Origin of the sequence: Neisseria sp. 23W00296 (genome assembly GCF_044772855.1) — a bacterium.
Classification (GTDB): Bacteria; Pseudomonadota; Gammaproteobacteria; order Burkholderiales; family Neisseriaceae; genus Neisseria.
The window spans coordinates 1,771,905-1,789,343 of the sequence record NZ_CP173024.1 but is presented as its reverse complement, the minus strand read 5'-3'; the positions used below and the strand labels follow the sequence as shown (position 1 = coordinate 1,789,343).

19 protein-coding genes are annotated in these 17,439 nt (G+C 58.4%); 15 read left to right on the top strand and 4 right to left on the bottom strand.

All coding sequences use genetic code 11. The annotated features are described in order from the left end of the window. Positions 1-116 precede the first annotated feature (116 nt). The 9 genes from rlmN (at position 117) to der (ending at position 8,746) form a co-directional block, all read left to right on the top strand. The gene (gene rlmN, locus ACG2K1_RS08865) at positions 117-1,205 is read left to right on the top strand and encodes a 23S rRNA (adenine(2503)-C(2))-methyltransferase RlmN (RefSeq protein ID WP_395428748.1); all 1,089 of its coding nucleotides are present in this window, start codon (positions 117-119) and stop codon (positions 1,203-1,205) included. Positions 1,206-1,214: 9 nt separating this feature from the next. Further along, on the top strand, positions 1,215-1,973 hold the full coding sequence (gene pilW / locus ACG2K1_RS08860; RefSeq protein ID WP_395428749.1) for a type IV pilus biogenesis/stability protein PilW: 759 nt from the start codon (positions 1,215-1,217) through the stop codon (positions 1,971-1,973). Between the two features lie 2 nt (positions 1,974-1,975). Continuing rightward, positions 1,976-2,800, top strand: a complete 825-nt coding sequence (locus ACG2K1_RS08855) for a helix-turn-helix domain-containing protein (RefSeq protein WP_395428750.1) — start codon at positions 1,976-1,978, stop codon at positions 2,798-2,800. Positions 2,801-2,804: 4 nt separating this feature from the next. Beyond that, complete coding sequence (ispG, locus tag ACG2K1_RS08850; RefSeq protein WP_009427256.1) at positions 2,805-4,073, top strand: flavodoxin-dependent (E)-4-hydroxy-3-methylbut-2-enyl-diphosphate synthase; 1,269 nt, start codon at positions 2,805-2,807, stop codon at positions 4,071-4,073. 84 nt (positions 4,074-4,157) lie between these two features. Beyond that, on the top strand, positions 4,158-4,541 hold the full coding sequence (locus tag ACG2K1_RS08845; protein ID WP_009427255.1) for a hypothetical protein: 384 nt from the start codon (positions 4,158-4,160) through the stop codon (positions 4,539-4,541). 176 nt (positions 4,542-4,717) lie between these two features. Next, complete coding sequence (hisS, locus tag ACG2K1_RS08840; RefSeq protein WP_009427254.1) at positions 4,718-6,010, top strand: histidine--tRNA ligase; 1,293 nt, start codon at positions 4,718-4,720, stop codon at positions 6,008-6,010. Beyond that, complete coding sequence (locus ACG2K1_RS08835; RefSeq protein WP_395428751.1) at positions 6,011-6,640, top strand: YfgM family protein; 630 nt, start codon at positions 6,011-6,013, stop codon at positions 6,638-6,640. A gap of 137 nt (positions 6,641-6,777) precedes the next feature. Beyond that, positions 6,778-7,212 carry a hypothetical protein gene (locus tag ACG2K1_RS08830; RefSeq protein WP_036496657.1) on the top strand — a complete coding sequence of 145 codons (435 nt, stop codon included), beginning with the start codon at positions 6,778-6,780 and terminating at the stop codon, positions 7,210-7,212. Positions 7,213-7,276: 64 nt separating this feature from the next. Beyond that, positions 7,277-8,746 (top strand): ribosome biogenesis GTPase Der, encoded by a 1,470-nt coding sequence (gene der / locus ACG2K1_RS08825; RefSeq protein ID WP_395428752.1) that lies wholly within the window; start codon positions 7,277-7,279, stop codon positions 8,744-8,746. 290 nt (positions 8,747-9,036) lie between these two features. On the opposite strand, the gene ACG2K1_RS08820 is transcribed toward der, so the two are convergent. Next, the gene (locus ACG2K1_RS08820; RefSeq protein ID WP_036496653.1) at positions 9,037-10,182 is read right to left on the bottom strand and encodes an aminotransferase class V-fold PLP-dependent enzyme; all 1,146 of its coding nucleotides are present in this window, start codon (positions 10,180-10,182) and stop codon (positions 9,037-9,039) included. 224 nt (positions 10,183-10,406) lie between these two features. On the opposite strand from ACG2K1_RS08820, the gene ACG2K1_RS08815 reads away from it, so the two are divergent. Further along, positions 10,407-10,982: an opacity family porin gene (locus ACG2K1_RS08815; protein WP_009427247.1), complete on the top strand. Its 576-nt coding sequence runs from the start codon at positions 10,407-10,409 to the stop codon at positions 10,980-10,982. A gap of 158 nt (positions 10,983-11,140) precedes the next feature. On the opposite strand, the gene ACG2K1_RS08810 is transcribed toward ACG2K1_RS08815, so the two are convergent. Then, a complete protein-coding gene (locus ACG2K1_RS08810; protein WP_009427246.1) occupies positions 11,141-11,605 on the bottom strand; it encodes a hypothetical protein in 465 nt (154 codons plus the stop codon). Then, positions 11,598-12,908, bottom strand: coding sequence for a homoserine dehydrogenase (locus ACG2K1_RS08805; RefSeq protein WP_395428753.1), 1,311 nt, complete (start codon positions 12,906-12,908; stop codon positions 11,598-11,600). Before ACG2K1_RS08805 ends, ACG2K1_RS08810 begins: the two co-directional genes overlap by 8 nt. Positions 12,909-13,000: 92 nt before the next feature. Here ACG2K1_RS08805 and ACG2K1_RS08800 point away from each other — a divergent pair, with 92 nt between their 5' ends. From ACG2K1_RS08800 to ACG2K1_RS08780, 5 genes are all read left to right on the top strand, one after another. Continuing rightward, a complete protein-coding gene (locus ACG2K1_RS08800; protein WP_009427244.1) occupies positions 13,001-13,387 on the top strand; it encodes an Mth938-like domain-containing protein in 387 nt (128 codons plus the stop codon). Positions 13,388-13,403: 16 nt separating this feature from the next. Continuing rightward, positions 13,404-13,778 (top strand): hypothetical protein, encoded by a 375-nt coding sequence (locus ACG2K1_RS08795; protein ID WP_009427243.1) that lies wholly within the window; start codon positions 13,404-13,406, stop codon positions 13,776-13,778. A 50-nt stretch (positions 13,779-13,828) separates the two neighbouring features. Continuing rightward, on the top strand, positions 13,829-14,737 hold the full coding sequence (locus ACG2K1_RS08790) for an NAD(+)/NADH kinase (RefSeq protein WP_009427242.1): 909 nt from the start codon (positions 13,829-13,831) through the stop codon (positions 14,735-14,737). Between the two features lie 99 nt (positions 14,738-14,836). Continuing rightward, complete coding sequence (gene erpA / locus ACG2K1_RS08785; RefSeq protein ID WP_036496648.1) at positions 14,837-15,175, top strand: iron-sulfur cluster insertion protein ErpA; 339 nt, start codon at positions 14,837-14,839, stop codon at positions 15,173-15,175. A gap of 258 nt (positions 15,176-15,433) precedes the next feature. Further along, the gene (locus ACG2K1_RS08780) at positions 15,434-16,108 is read left to right on the top strand and encodes a hypothetical protein (protein ID WP_395428754.1); all 675 of its coding nucleotides are present in this window, start codon (positions 15,434-15,436) and stop codon (positions 16,106-16,108) included. Positions 16,109-16,385: 277 nt separating this feature from the next. On the opposite strand, the gene ACG2K1_RS08775 is transcribed toward ACG2K1_RS08780, so the two are convergent. Next, positions 16,386-17,399 carry an asparaginase domain-containing protein gene (locus ACG2K1_RS08775; RefSeq protein ID WP_009427237.1) on the bottom strand — a complete coding sequence of 338 codons (1,014 nt, stop codon included), beginning with the start codon at positions 17,397-17,399 and terminating at the stop codon, positions 16,386-16,388. Positions 17,400-17,439 lie beyond the last annotated feature (40 nt).

Here is a 17,439-nt window from a genome sequence, read left to right as displayed (position 1 = left end):
TTAATTTGCTGCCGTCCTCTCGGGTGCGGCAGCAAAACCGTTAACGTAAGGCTGTCTGAAAAGCATCGTATAGAGATGCTTTACTTTAACGGTTTGAACAAACCAATTCCAAACATATGAAAAACAATCTGTTAGATTACGACTTGAACAGCCTGACGGCATGGTTCGCGGAAATGGGCGAAAAGCCGTTCCGTGCCCGCCAGGTTATGCGCTGGATGCATTGGGGCGGTGCTGCAAATTTTACCGAAATGACCGATTTGGCTAAGTCCCTGCGTGCCAAATTGGAAGAAAAAGCGCAAATCGGCGTTCCCGCTCTGATGACGTCCCAGGAGTCGAGAGACGGCACGCGCAAGTGGCTGCTGGATGTCGGTACGGGTAACGGTGTAGAGACCGTTTTTATTCCCGAATCCGATCGCGGCACGCTCTGTATTTCTTCACAAGTGGGCTGTGCATTGGAGTGCACTTTCTGTTCGACAGGGCGTCAGGGCTTCAACCGCAATCTGACTACTGCTGAAATCATCGGCCAGTTGTGGTGGGCGAACAAGGCTTTGGGTGCGACCCCGAAAGACGAGCGGGTTATCTCTAATGTTGTGATGATGGGTATGGGCGAGCCGCTGGCAAATTATGAAAACGTTGTCCGTGCGTTGTCCGTAATGCTTGACGATCACGGCTACGGTCTGAGCCGCCGTCGGGTCACCGTATCCACTTCAGGCATGGTGCCGCAAATGGACAGGTTGAAAGAAGATATGCCCGTAGCTTTGGCTGTTTCTCTGCATGCTTCAAATGATGCGGTGCGCGACCAAATCGTGCCGCTGAACAAAAAATATCCTTTGAAAGAATTGATGGGCGCGTGCAGGCGTTATTTGGTTAAGGCGCCGCGTGATTTCGTTACCTTCGAATACGTGATGCTCGACGGTATCAACGACAAGGCCGAGCACGCGCGCGAGTTGCTGAAGCTGGTGGAGGACGTCCCCTGCAAATTCAATCTGATACCGTTCAATCCGTTCCCGAATTCGGGTTATGACCGTTCGTCTGAGGAAAATATCCGCGTGTTCAGAGATATTCTGCAGCAGGCCGGTTTTGTCGTTACGGTGCGCAAAACGCGCGGTGACGATATTGATGCCGCCTGCGGACAGCTTGCCGGCCAGGTAAAGGACAAGACCCGACGCCAGCAAAAATGGCAGCAGTTATTGGTTCAACAGTAAGGTTTTAGCATGAAACAGTTGTGGAAAGCGGTGTTGCTCGCTTGCGCATTGAGCGCCTGTGGCGGAACTTCGGTCAAACAGCCGAGCAGACAGGAACGTACCGAAGAAGTATCGCGCATTAAAACGCAGTTGGCTTTGGAGTATATGCGTGCCAAGGATTACCGTTTGGCGGTAACGACTATCGAAGAAGCGTTGCAGGCCGACAGGAAAAACGAAATCGCCTGGCTGATGCGTGCACAGATTTATCAGTTCTTAAAAGTTTTTGATAAGGCGGAGGCCAGTTTTCGCGAAGCGCTGCAATTGCAGCCGGACGGGGCGGAAATCAACAATAACTACGGCTGGTTTCTGTGCAGTTCGATGAACAATCCCAATGCGGCCATGCCTTATTTTGACAAGGCGCTGTCCGATCCTACTTATCCCGCGCCCTATGTTGCTTATATGAACAAGGGCATTTGCAGCGCGAAAATGGGGCAGTATTCGCTGTCGCAGGCTTATTTGGAGCGCGGTATCGCTTCTGCTCCCGATTTCATGCCGCTGCGCAGGGAGTTGGCCAAAACCAAAATGCTGGCAGGGCAAATCAGAGAAGCCGACCAGCTTTTCCGCCAGTATCAGAGCCGGGTAGATGTCTTGGGAGCGGAAGATTTGCTGTTGGGCTGGCAGATTGCGAGAGCTACAGGCAATTCGCAGGCTGCTTACGAATACGAAGCGCAGCTTCGTGCCAATTATCCTTATTCGGATGAACTGCAAACCATCGCAACAGGACGCTGAACATGAGTCAGAATGCAGAAAGCCAAGTGTCGCAAACTCCTGCCGAAGAGTTTGGCAAATTGCTGCGCGAACGGCGCGAAAGCAGGGAGTTGTCGTTAGGAGAAGCCGCAGAACGGCTGAAATTGTCGGCCAAACAGATCGAAGCCTTTGAATCGGGCAATTACGAGAATATGCGCGAAACGGTTTTTGTCAGAGGTTTTTTGCGCACCTACGGCCGCTTTTTGGATTTGGACGAACAACTGGTTTCTTCCTATCTCGACAAAATCCTGCCCGGAACAGGCGTGCGCAGCCATATTGCCGAACAGGGCAGACAGTCTTCTTCGTTGAATTTCCAAAATCAGAAAATCGGTAAACCGTTTCCGACATGGATATTCGGCGTGCTGGCGATTGCCGCCATCGGTTTCGGCGTCTATGTCTGGCAGGGGAAATCCCGGGCGGAAAACACCAAACAGACGGCCACCAGCGAGGCCGATGTCGGCTTGGGGCAGGTGGCTGCCCCCAATGTCAATGCCGAAAATATTTCTGTTTTACCCATGCAGGCCGGCGCATCGGCCGCTTCCGGTGTTCAGACGGCCGAATCGGCAGATGCGGAGCTGGTGGTGAAAGTACGCTACCGATCCATGCTGGTTATCAAGGATAAAACTGGCAAAGAACTCGTTAACCGCGTTGTTCCCGCAGGCAGCGAACACCGTTTTTCCGGTGCCGCACCGTATGATGTGTGGATCGGATATGCCAAAGGCGCTACCGCTTCCTACGGTTCGCAAAATATTACAGTAGCAGATCACATGATCGACAAAAAAACCGCGGCTTTCGCAGCGGGTAAATAAATCCATGAACACAGCCATTCCACGCCGAACAACCCATCAGGTGCAGATCGACCATATTTCCGTGGGTTCGGATTCCCCTATTGTTGTCCAGTCGATGACCAACACCGACACTGCAGATGCCGAAGCAACGGCTTTGCAGGTAAAAGAGTTGAGCGAAGCAGGTTCTGAAATGGTGCGGATAACGGTCAACAATCCGGATTCCGCTGCCAAAGTGGCGGAAATCCGCAGCCGCTTGGACGATATGGGCTGCAATACCCCTCTGATCGGCGATTTCCATTTCAACGGCGAGCGCCTGCTCGCCGAATTTCCCGATTGCGCCAAAGCGCTCTCCAAATACCGCATCAACCCCGGCAATGTCGGCAAAGGCGCGAAAGGCGACGAAAAATTCGCCTTTATGATCCAAACCGCCGCCGAACACGGAAAAGCCGTGCGCATCGGTGTCAACTGGGGGTCGCTCGACCAAAGCTTGGCAAAGCGCATGATGGATGCCAACCTGGCTTCCGCCTCGCCGAAGTCTCCCGAAGCCGTGATGAAGGAGGCTTTAATCGTTTCCGCCTTGGAATCGGCGCAAAAAGCCGTCGATTTGGGTTTGCCGGAAAACAAAATCATCCTGTCCTGCAAAGTATCGTCGGTACAGGACTTGATACAGGTCTACCGCGATTTGGGCGGCCGCTGCCGTTATCCGCTGCATTTGGGGCTGACTGAAGCGGGCATGGGCAGCAAAGGTATCGTCGCCTCCACGGCCGCCCTGTCCGTATTGTTGCAGGAAGGCATAGGCGACACCATCCGCATTTCGCTTACGCCCGAGCCCGGTTCTTCGCGCACGCAGGAGGTGGTCGTAGCGCAGGAAATCCTGCAAACCATGGGGCTGCGCTCTTTCACACCTATGGTTACCGCCTGCCCGGGCTGCGGCCGCACCACCAGCACCGTTTTTCAAGAACTGGCGCGCGACATCCAGCAATATTTGCGCGAACAGATGATAGTGTGGCGCCTGCAATATCCCGGCGTGGAAAATCTCAACGTCGCGGTGATGGGCTGCGTTGTCAACGGCCCGGGAGAAAGCAAGCTGGCCGATATCGGCATCAGCCTTCCCGGTACGGGCGAAACGCCGATCGCCCCCGTCTATGTCGACGGCGAACGCAAGGTAACGCTCAAAGGCGACAATATGGCTGCCGAATTTCTCGCCATCGTGCGCGACTATGTCGAAACGAATTACGGCGAACACGGCAAAAAGCGTGACCGCAGCCGGATTATCCCGATTCAGACGGCCTAAGCGCGTGCATCGGGTTAAAAAAGGGAAAACACGGTAAGTGCCCGCCGCATTCGGGTACATTTAAAAACACAGAAGAACATAAAAATGAGCCAAGACTTACGGGAATTACTCTTACGCCTTTATCTGCAAAACAATCCAAAAATCGCCCACCAGATATATATTTACAGCTATCTGGGCATTACCGACGCGGTGCACAACCCTTTCCAGTTGGTCGGCGCCGACCTGCCGCCGAACATGAAAAAAAGCCTGGTTTTGCAGAATATCCCTGCGGGAGAAATGCTGCAGGCCTTTATCACGCCGATACAGAGCGGCGGCTTCGAAATCGAAAACACCGTGGTATACGGCAACAAAACCGGCGTGCTGGCCAATATCGGTTTGGATAAAGGCAAAATCGAGCGTTCGGAAAAATACCAGCAGTTTGTGCAGTTGGCTGACAGCATGCTGCGCCAGTTTGCCCCGCGGGTCTGACGGCCGGCCGAAAGCATATTTGGCCGGCAGCCCGTTTCCCGTTTTCAGACGGCCTCTCCTATCGGCAGGCCGTCTGAAAACATAGAAACCGCATCCGCCCCTCCTCCTGTTGCCGTTCGAGCTACCCGTTCCGCCCGCTGCGCCGGGCACAAAAACATCCGACAGAAAGTGAAAGCATGGGACAGAAAATCCAAGCCGTAAAAGGCATGAACGACCTCTTGCCGGTCGGACAGAAAGACTTCCGGCTGACCTCGGCCTTCTGGCAGGCATTTGAAGATACCGTTTCCCGTTGGACGCGGCGCTTCGGTTACAGCCAAATCCGCACGCCCATCGTCGAGCAGACCGGCCTGTTTGTCCGCTCCATCGGCGAAGAAACCGACGTCGTCGGCAAAGAAATGTACACCTTCGCCGATTCCAACGACACCATCAGCCTCAGCCTGCGCCCCGAGGGAACGGCCTCCTGCCTGCGCGCCGTTGTCGAACACAACCTGCTGTACAACAGCCCGCAGAAGCTTTGGTATATGGGGCCCATGTTCCGCCGCGAACGGCCGCAAAAAGGCCGCTACCGCCAGTTCCACCAAGTCGGCGTCGAGGCTTTGGGTTTCGACGGCCCCGACGTTGATGCCGAAATGATCGCCATGTGTGCCGATCTGTGGCGTGAGCTGGGCATTTCCGAGCACCTGACTTTGGAAATTAATAACCTCGGCAACAAAGAAGAGCGCGCCGCCCACCGCAGCGCCCTGGTCGCCTACCTGCAAAGCCACGAAGACAAGCTGGACGACGACAGCCGCCGCCGCATGCACACCAACCCCCTGCGCGTGCTCGACAGCAAAAATCCCGATTTGCAGGAAATCTGCAACGCCGCCCCGCGCCTGCTCGATTACCTCGGCGAAGAATCGCTGGCGCATTACACAGGCTTCAAAAACCTGCTCGACGCGTTGGGCATCGCCTATGTCGAAAACCCCCGCCTCGTGCGCGGCCTCGACTACTACAACCTCACCGTCTTCGAATGGACGACCGACAAACTCGGCGCGCAGGCCACCGTCTGCGGCGGCGGCCGCTATAACGGCCTGATCGGCGAACTCGGCGGCAAAGACGCCCCCGCCATCGGCTTTGCCATGGGCATCGAGCGCCTGCTGCTGCTGGTGGACGAATACGGCCGTCTGAAAACCGAGTCCGCGCCCGACGTATACGTTATGCAGCAGCCCGAAGGACTGGCGGCGGCCATGCGCTATGCCGCGCAGCTGCGCGAAGCAGGATTTTCCGTATTGCAGCACTCCGGCGCGCAAAGCCTGAAAAACCAGATGAAAAAAGCCGACGCCAGCGGCGCTCGTTTTGCCGTTATCGTCGGCGAAAGCGAAGCGGCGCAGGGAGAGGCAACCGTCAAAGACATGCAGGGCGGCCGCGGCCAGCAGACCGTGCCCGCCGCCGCGCTGGCCGAACAACTGAAACAATGGAAGAGCGAATAAATGGCTTCACATTTAGACGAACAACAGGAACTCGAAAACTTCAAATATCTCTGGAACAAATGGGGGCGCTGGGTCTTCGCCGCGCTGGTGCTGGCCGCCGCCGCCTATTTCGCCTCGGTGATGTACGCCCACCACCGTCTGGAGAAAAACGGCGAAGCCGCCGCCGCGCTGGCCGCCCTCGTCGAAAAAGCGCAGGGCAGCAGCGACGACAAAGCCGTCCGCGCCGAACTGCTCAATTTGCAGCAAAACCATCCCGACAGCATCTCCGCCGCCCAAGCCACCATGATGGCCGCCGCCGACGATTTCGACAAAGGCCGTTATGCCGAAGCGGAAAAACAGATCGGCTGGGTGCTGCAAAACCAGCAGGACGCCTTCGTCCGTGCACTGGCCGTGCAGCGGCTCTCATCCGTACAGGCGCAGCAGAAAAAATACGACGCCGCCCTTGCCACCCTGAAAACGCCCGTCGATGACGCCTTCTCCGGCGTGCTTTTGGAAACGCAGGGCGACGTGCTCTATGCACAGGGTAAAAGCAAAGAAGCCGCCGAAGCTTACCGCATGGCCTTGGACAAAACCCCGAAAGGCACGCCCGGCCGCGAAACCCTCGAGATGAAAGCCGGCGAACTCAAATGACATCAGGCCGTCTGAAAAACCACTGCGGGCAAACCGCATACAGCATATGCCCTGCCGGTTTTCAGACGGCCTTCTGCCATATCGCGGACAAGTCCGCATTGTTACTGATAACCCCACCAACCACTAAGGAGACACTGATGAAATTCCCCCTTATGCTTATACTCGGCGGCGGCATGTTGCTTGCCGGATGCCAAAGCACCACCCCCTCGCTGGGCGCTAACGGAGAAGCCGAACTGGCAAAAATCCGCCATGTCTGCATCATGGCCCGCCACGAATCCAAAGACCCGAATCCCGAATTGAAAAGGGAGATTGCAACAGCCCTGAGCAAATACGGTATCAGCAGCGAAAGCGTGAATGTCGATACCAACCGCAAACGTCTGTACAGCCCGGCCTGCCGTTACAACCTCCGCTATAACACCAGCGGCAAAGGCGACGGTGTCAACTACATCTCCCTGCTTATCCGCACGCCCAAACAAGCTGTCGCCAGTCTGCGCGCGCACCCCGATTTTAAAACGGGCAACCGTCAGGCGGAAATCAACCGCATCATCGGCCAACTGTTAAACAAAAAATAAACCGGTGCAGGCCGTCTGAAAGCCTGTTTCCACCTTTTCAGACGGCCTGTACGGAAACCGCAACATGAAACCAACCATCGCCCTTGTGGGCAGGCCGAACGTCGGCAAATCCACCCTCTTCAACCGCCTCACCCGCAGCAAAGACGCACTCGTGCACGATCTGCCCGGCCTCACCCGCGACCGCCACTACGGCCACGGCCGCCTCGGCAGCAAACCGTATCTGGTTATCGACACCGGCGGTTTCGAGCCCGTTGTCGACAGCGGCATCCTGCACGAAATGGCCAAGCAGACCCTGCAGGCCGTTGACGAAGCCGACGCCGTCGTCTTCCTCGTCGACGCCCGCACCGGTCTCACGCCGCAGGACAAAATCATCGCCGACCGCCTGCGCCAAAGCCCGCGCCCCGTCTATCTGGCGGTGAACAAAGGCGAGGGCGGCAACCGTGCCGTGCTGTCGGCCGAGTTTTACGAACTCGCGCTGGGCGAGCCGCACGTTATCTCCGGCGCACACGGCGACGGCGTCTACCACCTTATCGAAGACGTGCTGGAAAACTTCCCCGACGCCGAAGAAGAAGAGCAGGCCGCCAGACACCCCGTTTTCGCCGTTATCGGCCGCCCCAACGTCGGCAAATCCACCCTTGTCAACGCCATCCTCGGCGAAGAGCGTGTGATTGCCTTCGACATGGCCGGCACGACGCGCGACAGCATCCACATCGACTTCGAGCGCGAAGGCAAACCCTTCACCATCATCGACACCGCAGGCGTGCGCCGCCGCGGCAAAGTGGACGAAGCGGTGGAAAAATTCTCCGTTATCAAAGCCATGCAGGCCGTCGAAGCCGCCAACGTCGCCGTTTTGGTGCTCGACGCGCAGCAGGACATCGCCGACCAAGACGCCACCATCGCAGGCTTCGCCCTCGAAGCGGGCAGAGCGCTGGTCGTTGCCGTCAACAAATGGGACGGTATCGGCGAAGAGCGGCGCGAACAGGTCAAGCGCGACATCGCCCGCAAACTCTACTTCCTCGACTTCGCCCGCTTCCACTACATCTCCGCCCTGAAAGAAAAAGGCATAGACGGCCTGTTTGCCAGCATCCAGGCGGCCTACGACGCGGCAATGATCAAAATGCCGACGCCGAAAATCACCCGCGTGCTGCAAAGCGCCGTCGAGCGCCAGCAGCCCGCCCGCGCCGGACTCGTGCGCCCGAAAATGCGCTATGCCCACCAGGGCGGCATGAACCCGCCCGTTATCGTCATTCACGGCAACGCCCTGCAACACATCTCCGATTCCTACACCCGTTACCTGACGCAGACCTTCCGCAAAGCCTTCAACCTGCAAGGCACGCCGCTGCGCATCCAGTACAACGTCGGCGAAAACCCCTACGAAGAAACTGCCGAGCAGACCAAATCCAAACCCCTGCGCCGCGTCACTTTGAGCAACCGCATCGCCAAACGCGAAAACCGCAAAGCCGAAAAAGAACGCAACAGCGGCGGCAAAAAGAAAACCCGCCAAGTCAGCGTGAAAAAACGGCAGGGAAAATAAGGGCGGATACGGAAAGGCCGTCTGAACATTCCGCAACGGAGTGTTCAGACGGCCTTTCGGCATCAAAACGGTTTGCGCCGTTTCTACTGTGCCGAAGCCGCTTTTCAGACGGCCTTTTGGCGGAGAGGATATGGGACGCCTTTGAATGCTGTACAGCTTTGGCGGCAAGCGCCGTATTTGTCTGACTGTTGGGGAAAAGAGAGGCCGTCTGAAAACGCCCTTTCGGGTCTTTCAGACGGCCTCTTTGTGTCAGACGGTTTGTGCCGTTTCGGCTTTGCCTAAGTCCGTTTTCAGACGGCCTGTTTCACCTTAGCCAACACATCGGCGAAGGTTTGCACGGTGCGGTCGGGGTCGGCGAGTTTGTCGAGGCCGAAGAGGCCGAGGCGGAAGGTGCGGAAATCGGCGCGTTCGCCGCATTGCAGGGGCACGCCGGAGGCCGTCTGAACGCCGTGGCCGATAAAGGCTTTGCCGCTTTGGATGTCGGGGTTTTCGGTGTAGGACACCACCACGCCGGGCGCTTGGAAGCCTGCGGCGGCGACGCTGGGAAAGCCTTCGGCTTCGAGAAGGCGGCGCATTTTTTCACCCAATTCGATCTGTTTGGCACGCAGGGTGTCGAAGCCCGCGGCTTCGGCCTCCTTCATCACTTCGTACAGCCGGAGCAGGCCGTCGGTGGGCATGGTGGCGTGGTAGGCGTGGCCGCCGTTTTCAAAGGCCTGCATGATGGCGAGCCATTTTTTCAAATCGAGGGCGAAGCTGTCGGATTCGTTTTGCTGCGCACGCTCATAGGCGGCTTGATTCAGCATGACGAGTCCGGCGCAGGGACTGCCGCTCCAGCCTTTTTGCGGCGCGGAAATCAGGATGTCGATGCCGAGTTTTTCCATGTCGAGCCAGATGCAGCCCGATGCGATGCAGTCGATGGCAAGCAGGCTGCCGACGGCGTGGACGGCTTGGGCAAGGCGGGCGATATAGTCTTCGGGCAGCATGATGCCGGAGGCGGTTTCGACGTGCGGGGCGAAGACGATGTCGGGACGGAAGGCGGCGATTTGGGCGCACACTTCGTCTATCGGTGCGGGGGAGAAGGGGGCTTGGAAGGCGTCGTCCTGCCGCGCAGTGAGGACTTTTGTTTCGGCGGCGATGCCGCCCTGTTCGAGGATTTGCGTCCAGCGGTAGCTGAAAAAGCCGTTGCGCACAATCAGGCATTTTCTGCCGCGCGCAAACTGGCGGGCGACGGCTTCCATGCCTGCCGTTCCCGTGCCGGGGACAACGGCGGCGTATGGCGCGTTGTAGACTTTTTTCAGGGTGGCGGAGATATGGCGCAGGGCGTTTTGGAACTTCTGCGACATATGGTTGAGCGAGCGGTCGGTGTAGACGACGGAATATTCGAGCAGGCCGTCGGCATCGATGTCGGGGCGGGGGAGGGGGGGGATGTTTGCCATGTTTTTTCCTTTGTACGGTTGTTTGAATTTTGGCGGATGTGTGTCCGCGCGGCAGATGGTAGCACGGCGGGGGGCAGGCAGAAAGGCCGTCTGAAAAAGCCGCGCCGCCGCCTGCGGGTCAGGTTTTCTGCTGTTCAAGACCATCTCAAATGCGTAAAATGCCGCCCGAACCCGTTTGCCGTAAAACGGGTTTGGTTTGATTTTTAATTTTTAAGGAAAACACCATGAAAAAACTACTTGCCTTTGCCCTTGCAACCGGTCTGTCTGCCGCTGCTGTTGCCGGCAACCCCGGTTTTTACGTTCAGGGCGATGTCGGCTATGCCGGCGTCCATGCCAAAGACGAAGGCGGAAAATTCAAAGCCAAAGGCTTCAGCCCGCGCCTGTCCGCAGGCTACGACTTCGGCACCGCCCGCGTTGCCGTCGATTACACCCATTACAAAAACTATGAAGAAACATTTGCCGACCGCTGGGGCACAGACAGTTTCAAACTGAAAACCCGCAGCGTCGGCGTGTCGGGCATTTACGATTTCGACACCGGCACAGCGGTCAAACCCTATGTCGGCGCACGCATCGGCATCAACCGCGTTTCTTTGGAAGCCACCGAAACCGCTCCGGGATTCTATGAAAAAGAAACCTACAGCAAAACCAAAGTCGGCTTGGGCGCGATGGTCGGCGCAAGCTACGATATCAGCGACAACGTCGCCTTGGATGCGGGATACCGCTACAACCACTGGGGCAAATACGAAGGCATTAAAATCCACAGCAACGAATTCCACGGCGGCGTGCGCGTGAAGTTCTAAGCCGCGTTTGCAGCCTGTTTTTAAGAAAAGGCCGTCTGAATATTCAGACGGCCTTTTGGTTTGTTCGGCATGGATAAGGTGGGATGGGAGAAGATCGTGGAGGACAAAGTTTGAGGCCGTCTGAAAGATGATTTTGCACTTTCAGACGGCCTTTGGTTTTATCTGCCTTTCAGGGCAGCCAGGCATTGTTTGTCGCGCTTGTTGAAGGCGTCGGCGCCGCCGAGGAGGTCGAGCTGCTGCTGCGGTTTGAGGCTGCTGAAGGTTTTGAGCTGGTTGTGGTTGAGTTTGTCGAGCGGCTCCTGCCACATGCACAGGCAGTAGTCGGCGACAAGTTTGCCGTCGTTATCGGCCAGTCCCATGCTTTGCAGGTCGGCCTGCCATTTGGGGGCGTAGGGGACGTTTTGGATGCAGGATTCGATGATGTTCTGCTTGGCCTGCGGTTTGGACATGGCGCATCTCGACAGCAGCGCGGTAGCCAGAAACAGGGAAATAATCACCCACGCCCAGATGCGGATGGTGCGGATTTTGCCTTTGGCTTTGCGCTTGGCTTCTGCGCGTACTTCGGGGCTGTCGCCGGGTTCTGCGCCGCCGTTTTCAGACGGCCTGTTGTCCGTTTCAGTCATGCAGGCTCTCCATGCGGATCATGATGACTTTTTCGCCGACGGTGTCGAGCGCTTCGATGGCGGCGATGGCGGCTTTGATGTGTTTTTCGACGGTGCTGTGGGTGAGGATGACGATTTCGGCGGTGTGGCCGTCGAGCACGCCTTTTTGGATGAGGGCTTCGATGGAGACGTTTTGCGCGGCGAGCAGGCCGGCGATTTGGCCGAGCACGCCGGGTTTGTCTTCGGCTTGGACGCGCAGGTAGTAGCTGCTGGTGATTTCGTCCATCGGCAGCATGGTTTGCGCCTGAACCTGGGCGGGCTGGAAGGCGAGGTAGGGTACGCGGTGGCCGCTGTCGGCGGCGATGAGGCGGCTGATGTCGATGATGTCGGCGACAACGGCGCTGGCGGTGGGCAGCGCGCCCGCGCCCGCTCCGTAGAACAGGGTTTCGCCGACCATGTCGGCGTTGACGCGCACGGCGTTCATCACGCCGTTGACGTTGGCCAGCAGGCGGCTTTCGGGCAGCAGGGTGGGATGGACGCGCAACTCGATGCCTTTTTCGCTGCGGCGGGTGATGCCCAAGAGTTTGATGCGGTAGCCGAGTTCTTCGGCATATTTGATGTCGCGGCTGTCGAGTTTGGAGATGCCTTCGAGGTAGCAGGCGGCGAAGTTGACGGGCGTGCCGAAGGCGAGGGCGGACATGATGGTGATTTTGTGGCCGGCGTCGTGGCCTTCGATGTCGAAGGTGGGATCGGCTTCGGCATAGCCCAGCGCCTGCGCTTCTTTCAATACGTCGGCAAAGGCGCTGCCTTTTTCGCGCATTTCGCTGAGGATGAAGTTGCTGGTGCCGTTGATGATGCCGGCGATGCTGCGGATGCGGTTGGCGGCGAGGCCTTCGCGCAGGGCTTTGATGATGGGAATGCCGCCGGCGACTGCGGCTTCAAACTGCACCATGACGTTGTGTTTCTCCGCCAGCGCGAAGAGTTCGCTGCCGTGTTCGGCGAGGAGTTTTTTGTTGGCGGTGACGATGTGTTTGCCGTGGCGCACGGCTTCAAACACCAGCTCTTTGGCGATGCCGGTGCCGCCGAAGAGTTCCACGACAATATCGACTTCGGGATGGCGCACGACTTCAAACGGGTCGGCCGTTATCCGCGTTCCGTCCGGGCAAAGGGCGCGGGCTTTGGCTTCGTCGCGCGTAGACACCATAAAGATATTGACCCCGCGCCCGAGGCGGCGGGCGATTTCCGCCGCGTTGCCGCGCAGCACTTCCACCGTGCCGCTGCCCACTGTTCCCAAACCCAAAATGCCGATTCTGACCGGTTTCATCGCTGCTCCTTGTTAAGCGTTTTCCGAATGGTTAAACTGCCTGCGAAAAAGGCGCAATGCTACCCGAAAATCCTTTATACAGAAAGCGGAATATGCAGTTTCAAGAGCACAGTCAGACAGGCGGTTGGGAGGTGGAAACGGACGGGGAAGGCCGTCTGAAAATCAACGGCAGGGTATTCGAATCGGCCGTTTGTCTGGCAGGCGGAGCGTGCCGGCCTGCGGCGGAGCGCACGCCGCAGGATTTGTCGCCCGCTTCTTTTGAGGCGCTGCCGGCAGAGGGTGCCCGGCCGGAAGTGGTGATTGTCGGCACGGGGGCGAAGCAGCAGTTTCTCCATCCGCGCCTCAACGCCGCGTTGGCCGCGCACGGTATCGGCATCGAATATATGTCCACCGCAGCGGCCTGCCGCACGCTGATGATGCTGCAAAGCGAAGGACGCGAGGTATGGGCTTGGCTGTGGCCGTCTGAAAAGGCCGTCTGAAAACGGGAGGGCTTCGATGAACGGCAAAATTATGGTGTTTTTATCGGGCGCGATATGCCTGCTTTCCTGCTCCGCCGCCGAACAGGAAGTACAATGGCAGGACATTTGGGATTTCCGCGTCGCGGCAAACGGCACAGAAGTCGAAATCGGCGGCCTGCTCGGCAACAGCGCGATGGGCGTGTCCGGCATCAAAACACGTTTCGACAGACAAAGCGGCGAACTGAACTTCCTGCTCCTGCAAAAGCCTGCCGGACGCCGCTATTCGGGCAGAATCTCGGAGAAAATCCCCGTGCCCTATCCGCCCGTGAAAATCACCTACGGCAAGGCGGCGCAAACCGTGTGGCAGAGGCCGTCTGAAAAAGCCGCCAAGCCGCTTTCAGACGGCCTCTAACCGTGCCATAATCGCCCGCCATCCAGTCCAACCGTCCCCGCACAAAGTCCATGATTACCGAATTCAAACGCATCGGCATCGTCACCCGCCCGCAAACGCCGCAGATTGAAGAGTGTCTGCACGATTTGCTCGGCTTTCTTCTGGCGGAAAAAATCGAAGTGTTCGTCGATTGCGAAAGCGTCGAAGGCGGCGTGGTTCGGCCGGAAGATTTGGCACAATGCCGCATAACGGACAAGGACAACATCGGCCGCGAATGCAGCCTGATTATCGTGTTGGGCGGCGACGGCACTTTTCTCTCCGCCGCCCGCAAAGCCGCCCCTTTCCGCATCCCGCTGATCGGCGTCAACCAGGGACATTTGGGCTTTCTTACCCAAGTGCCGCGCGAAGAAATGTTGCAGCAGATCGGCGGTATGCTCACCGGCAAACACCTGCCCGAAGAGCGCATCCTGCTGGAAACCGACCTGATACGCGAAGGAGAATGCGTGCAGCAGTCGCTCGCGCTCAACGACGTGGTGATTTCGCGCGGCGGCGCGGGGCAGATGATCGAGTTTGAAACCTTTATCAACCGCGAGTTCGTCTACACCCAGCGTTCGGACGGCCTTATCGTCTCCACGCCCACCGGTTCGACCGCCTACGCGCTGGCGGCGGGCGGGCCTATTCTGCAGGCCAGCCTGCGCGCCTTCACCCTCGTGCCCATCTGCCCGCAGTCGATGACCAACCGCCCGATTGCCGTGTCCGACACCTGCGAAATCGACATCCTGATTACCAAAGCGGGCGACGCGCGCGCCCATTTCGACGGCCAGTCCTATACCGACATCCAAAGCGGCGACATCCTGCGCATCCGCCGCTACCGCCACAGCCTGCGTGTCCTCCATCCCGTCGGCTACAGCTACTACAAAACCCTGCGCCAGAAACTGCACTGGGGCGAACAGCTCGTACCGATTTCGCAGCACGACTGAACGCGGCCTTGAAATCCCCGCGCCGCGCCCCACCTTGCCACCCTGTCGCGATTGCGCGAAAATACAGGCGCACTCATATATTTAAAGAAGGAAAAAACCATGTCGGACGAATCCCCCATCATTTTCACCGAAAGCTGCTGCGTCAAAGTGGCCGATCTGATTGCCGAAGAAAACAACCCCGATTTGAAACTGCGCGTGTTCGTCAACGGCGGCGGCTGCTCCGGTTTCCAATACGGCTTTACTTTTGACGAAATCAAAAACGACGACGATTTCGAAATCGTCAAAAACGGCCTTACTTTCCTCGTCGACCCGATGAGCTACCAATACCTCGTCGGCGCGGAAATCGACTACACCGAAAGCCTGCACGGCTCGCAGTTCGTTATCCGCAATCCCAATGCCGAAACCACCTGCGGCTGCGGTTCGTCGTTCTCCGTCTGAGCCGCTGCATCAGAGCAAGCCCGACAAGTTTCGGGCTTTTCCTTATCTGCCCGAGGCCGTCTGAAAACGGGGAAAACGGAAGGTGCGGCAGGGTTTCAGACGGCCTCTTGCCCGCACGCGGCGCCGCCGATACCGTTCCGAAAATCACAAATTTACGCCTTTTACGGCGCAGAGCCGTCCGCGCAGAGCCGATGCGCTATAATCCGCCGCCACGCCGCTGCCCCGCCGGCGGCTTTTTATCCACAGCAGGAACACTCCATGAGCGCCCATCAACGACTGTTCGACGTTTACATCTCCTATCCGCCCGGCATCGACCACGCTCAGGTGGACAACAGCATCCGTCAGCACCTGTCCGCCGAAGAAGCGGACGAAGTCATTCTTGCTCTGGAAGAAAACCCGCAGGCGCTGATTGCCGAGCGCTGCACCAACGAAGAGCGCCTCAATGCGCAAAACTATTTCGGCTACCTCGGCCTCGACGTCATTATCCGCGTGTCGCTCGAACTGATGCACGACGAAGACGACGGCAGCCAAAACCGCGCCAGCCCCGTGCCGCAGTGTCCCGTGTGCTTCACCATCTTCGAAGACCCGGAAACCGTCGAATGCCCCACCTGCCATCTGCATCCGAAAACCGCCACCGAAGCCTATATCTACCGCAAACGCATCGAATGGCAGGAGCGTTTGGCCTTCGAACACCGCAAGCAGCACGAGCTGGCCTACCGCATGTTGAAGGAAAAACAGGCGGAAGAGCGGCAGATACGCCGCCGGATACGCAGCGAGCTGGAAGCCGAGCTGTTGCAGGAGTTGGGCATACTCAACGGCTGGCAGTCGGCGCTGTACAACAAACGCGTGCTGGTCGGCACGGCAGTGGTGCTGGTGTTGGTGATCATCTTTGTGTCGGCGGGCTACCTGCTGGCAAAATCGCTGGTTTCCTGAACGGCATCAAACGAAAAAACGAAACCCCGTGCGATACGGGGTTTTGTCTTGTCAGGCCGTCTGAAAGCCGTTTTTAACTTCGTTGAAGTTTCGCTTTCAGACGGTCTGAGGGCTGTGCGGCCGCGCGGCAAAAGGATTTGAGGCCGTCTGAAACTGGGCTTTCAGACGGCCTGATCTTTGCAAAACGCCAACCTCGCCCGAACGGGCTTATTCCCGTCTGCGCGTGCATGGCGGCATTGGTTTTTCAGACGGCCTTTTCCTGCCCAAACGCAGAGCGCTACAAGCCTGCGGCCGCCAGTTCCGCTTCCAGCCTTGCCCTGTCCCAGCCGCAGGAAACGGCCAGTGTCAGCAGGGCAGTGGCCGTTTCCAAATTGCAGCGGCCGCCCGATACCGCGCCCGAGCGCCGCAGCGCCGCGCCCTGCGCGTACACCGCCGCCGCACGGCCGTGCGGCACCTGGCTGATGTTGAGCAGCAGGCCGCTGCGCTCCGTGTAGCCGCGCACGGCGTCGGCAAATTCCGCGTCGTCGGGCGCGTTGCCGTGGCCGTAGCTTTGCAGGATGGCGGCGCGGGCGGCGGTGCGGCGCAGGGTGTCGGCGGCTTGGCGCATGGCGAAACCGGGTATCAGCGTCAGGCAGGCGACTTCGGCCTGCGGGTCGATATTCAGGACTTCGAGGCCGTCTGAAAGGCCGTCTGAAAAACCGTTTGCCGCGGCGGCCGGGTTTTCAGACGGCCTTTCCAATATCAAGCGCCCGCGCTCTTCCGACCATGTGCCCAACACGCCGAAATGCGGGTTGGCAAAACCGTCGTCGCTTTCCGTGCTGCATTTGCTGCTGCCGATGGCGGGAAATAGCCTGCCGTTGAAGGCGATGCACACCTGCGGCAGACCGGTTTTGAGTGCGGCGGCGGCAGTGGCGAGGTTGCGCGGTGCGTCGCTACCCGCCGCGCCGAACGGCCGTTGCGCGCCGGTGAGGACGATGGGTTTGTCCAGTCCGCGCAGGGCGAGGGCAAGCAGCGCGGCGGTGTAGGCCAGCGTGTCCGTGCCGTGCAGCAGCAGAACGCCGTCGTAACGCGGGATGTTTTCCGCCAGTAGGGCGAGCCAGTCGCGCCAGTTTTGCAGGGACACGGCCGACGAATCGATCAGCGGCTCGCAGATGCGGCAGTCGAAGGAGAGGCCGTCTGAAAACGAGGGAAGGGCGTCGGCAAGCAGCGCGGCGTCGGGGCGCAGGCCGTCGGCGCCCGGGGTCATGCCGATGGTGCCGCCGGTGTAGAGGACGAAAATGTGTTTTTTCATGGGATTGGCCGTCTGAAAAAAAGCGGATTATAAACATAAG

Excerpts from the sequence above, each read along its gene's own strand:
- pilW (WP_395428749.1), top strand. The coding sequence starts at position 1,215 with ATGAAACAGTTGTGGAAAGCGGTGTTGCTCGCTTGCGCATTGAGCGCC.
- rlmN (WP_395428748.1), top strand. The coding sequence starts at position 117 with ATGAAAAACAATCTGTTAGATTACGACTTGAACAGCCTGACGGCATGG.
- ACG2K1_RS08780 (WP_395428754.1), top strand. The coding sequence starts at position 15,434 with ATGAGCGCCCATCAACGACTGTTCGACGTTTACATCTCCTATCCGCCC.
- ACG2K1_RS08815 (WP_009427247.1), top strand. The coding sequence starts at position 10,407 with ATGAAAAAACTACTTGCCTTTGCCCTTGCAACCGGTCTGTCTGCCGCT.
- ACG2K1_RS08805 (WP_395428753.1), bottom strand. The coding sequence starts at position 12,908 with ATGAAACCGGTCAGAATCGGCATTTTGGGTTTGGGAACAGTGGGCAGC.
- ACG2K1_RS08775 (WP_009427237.1), bottom strand. The coding sequence starts at position 17,399 with ATGAAAAAACACATTTTCGTCCTCTACACCGGCGGCACCATCGGCATG.
- ACG2K1_RS08835 (WP_395428751.1), top strand. The coding sequence starts at position 6,011 with ATGGCTTCACATTTAGACGAACAACAGGAACTCGAAAACTTCAAATAT.
- ACG2K1_RS08795 (WP_009427243.1), top strand. The coding sequence starts at position 13,404 with ATGAACGGCAAAATTATGGTGTTTTTATCGGGCGCGATATGCCTGCTT.
- ACG2K1_RS08790 (WP_009427242.1), top strand. The coding sequence starts at position 13,829 with ATGATTACCGAATTCAAACGCATCGGCATCGTCACCCGCCCGCAAACG.
- hisS (WP_009427254.1), top strand. The coding sequence starts at position 4,718 with ATGGGACAGAAAATCCAAGCCGTAAAAGGCATGAACGACCTCTTGCCG.
- erpA (WP_036496648.1), top strand. The coding sequence starts at position 14,837 with ATGTCGGACGAATCCCCCATCATTTTCACCGAAAGCTGCTGCGTCAAA.
- ACG2K1_RS08855 (WP_395428750.1), top strand. The coding sequence starts at position 1,976 with ATGAGTCAGAATGCAGAAAGCCAAGTGTCGCAAACTCCTGCCGAAGAG.
- ACG2K1_RS08845 (WP_009427255.1), top strand. The coding sequence starts at position 4,158 with ATGAGCCAAGACTTACGGGAATTACTCTTACGCCTTTATCTGCAAAAC.
- ACG2K1_RS08830 (WP_036496657.1), top strand. The coding sequence starts at position 6,778 with ATGAAATTCCCCCTTATGCTTATACTCGGCGGCGGCATGTTGCTTGCC.
- ACG2K1_RS08800 (WP_009427244.1), top strand. The coding sequence starts at position 13,001 with ATGCAGTTTCAAGAGCACAGTCAGACAGGCGGTTGGGAGGTGGAAACG.
- ispG (WP_009427256.1), top strand. The coding sequence starts at position 2,805 with ATGAACACAGCCATTCCACGCCGAACAACCCATCAGGTGCAGATCGAC.
- ACG2K1_RS08820 (WP_036496653.1), bottom strand. The coding sequence starts at position 10,182 with ATGGCAAACATCCCCCCCCTCCCCCGCCCCGACATCGATGCCGACGGC.
- der (WP_395428752.1), top strand. The coding sequence starts at position 7,277 with ATGAAACCAACCATCGCCCTTGTGGGCAGGCCGAACGTCGGCAAATCC.
- ACG2K1_RS08810 (WP_009427246.1), bottom strand. The coding sequence starts at position 11,605 with ATGACTGAAACGGACAACAGGCCGTCTGAAAACGGCGGCGCAGAACCC.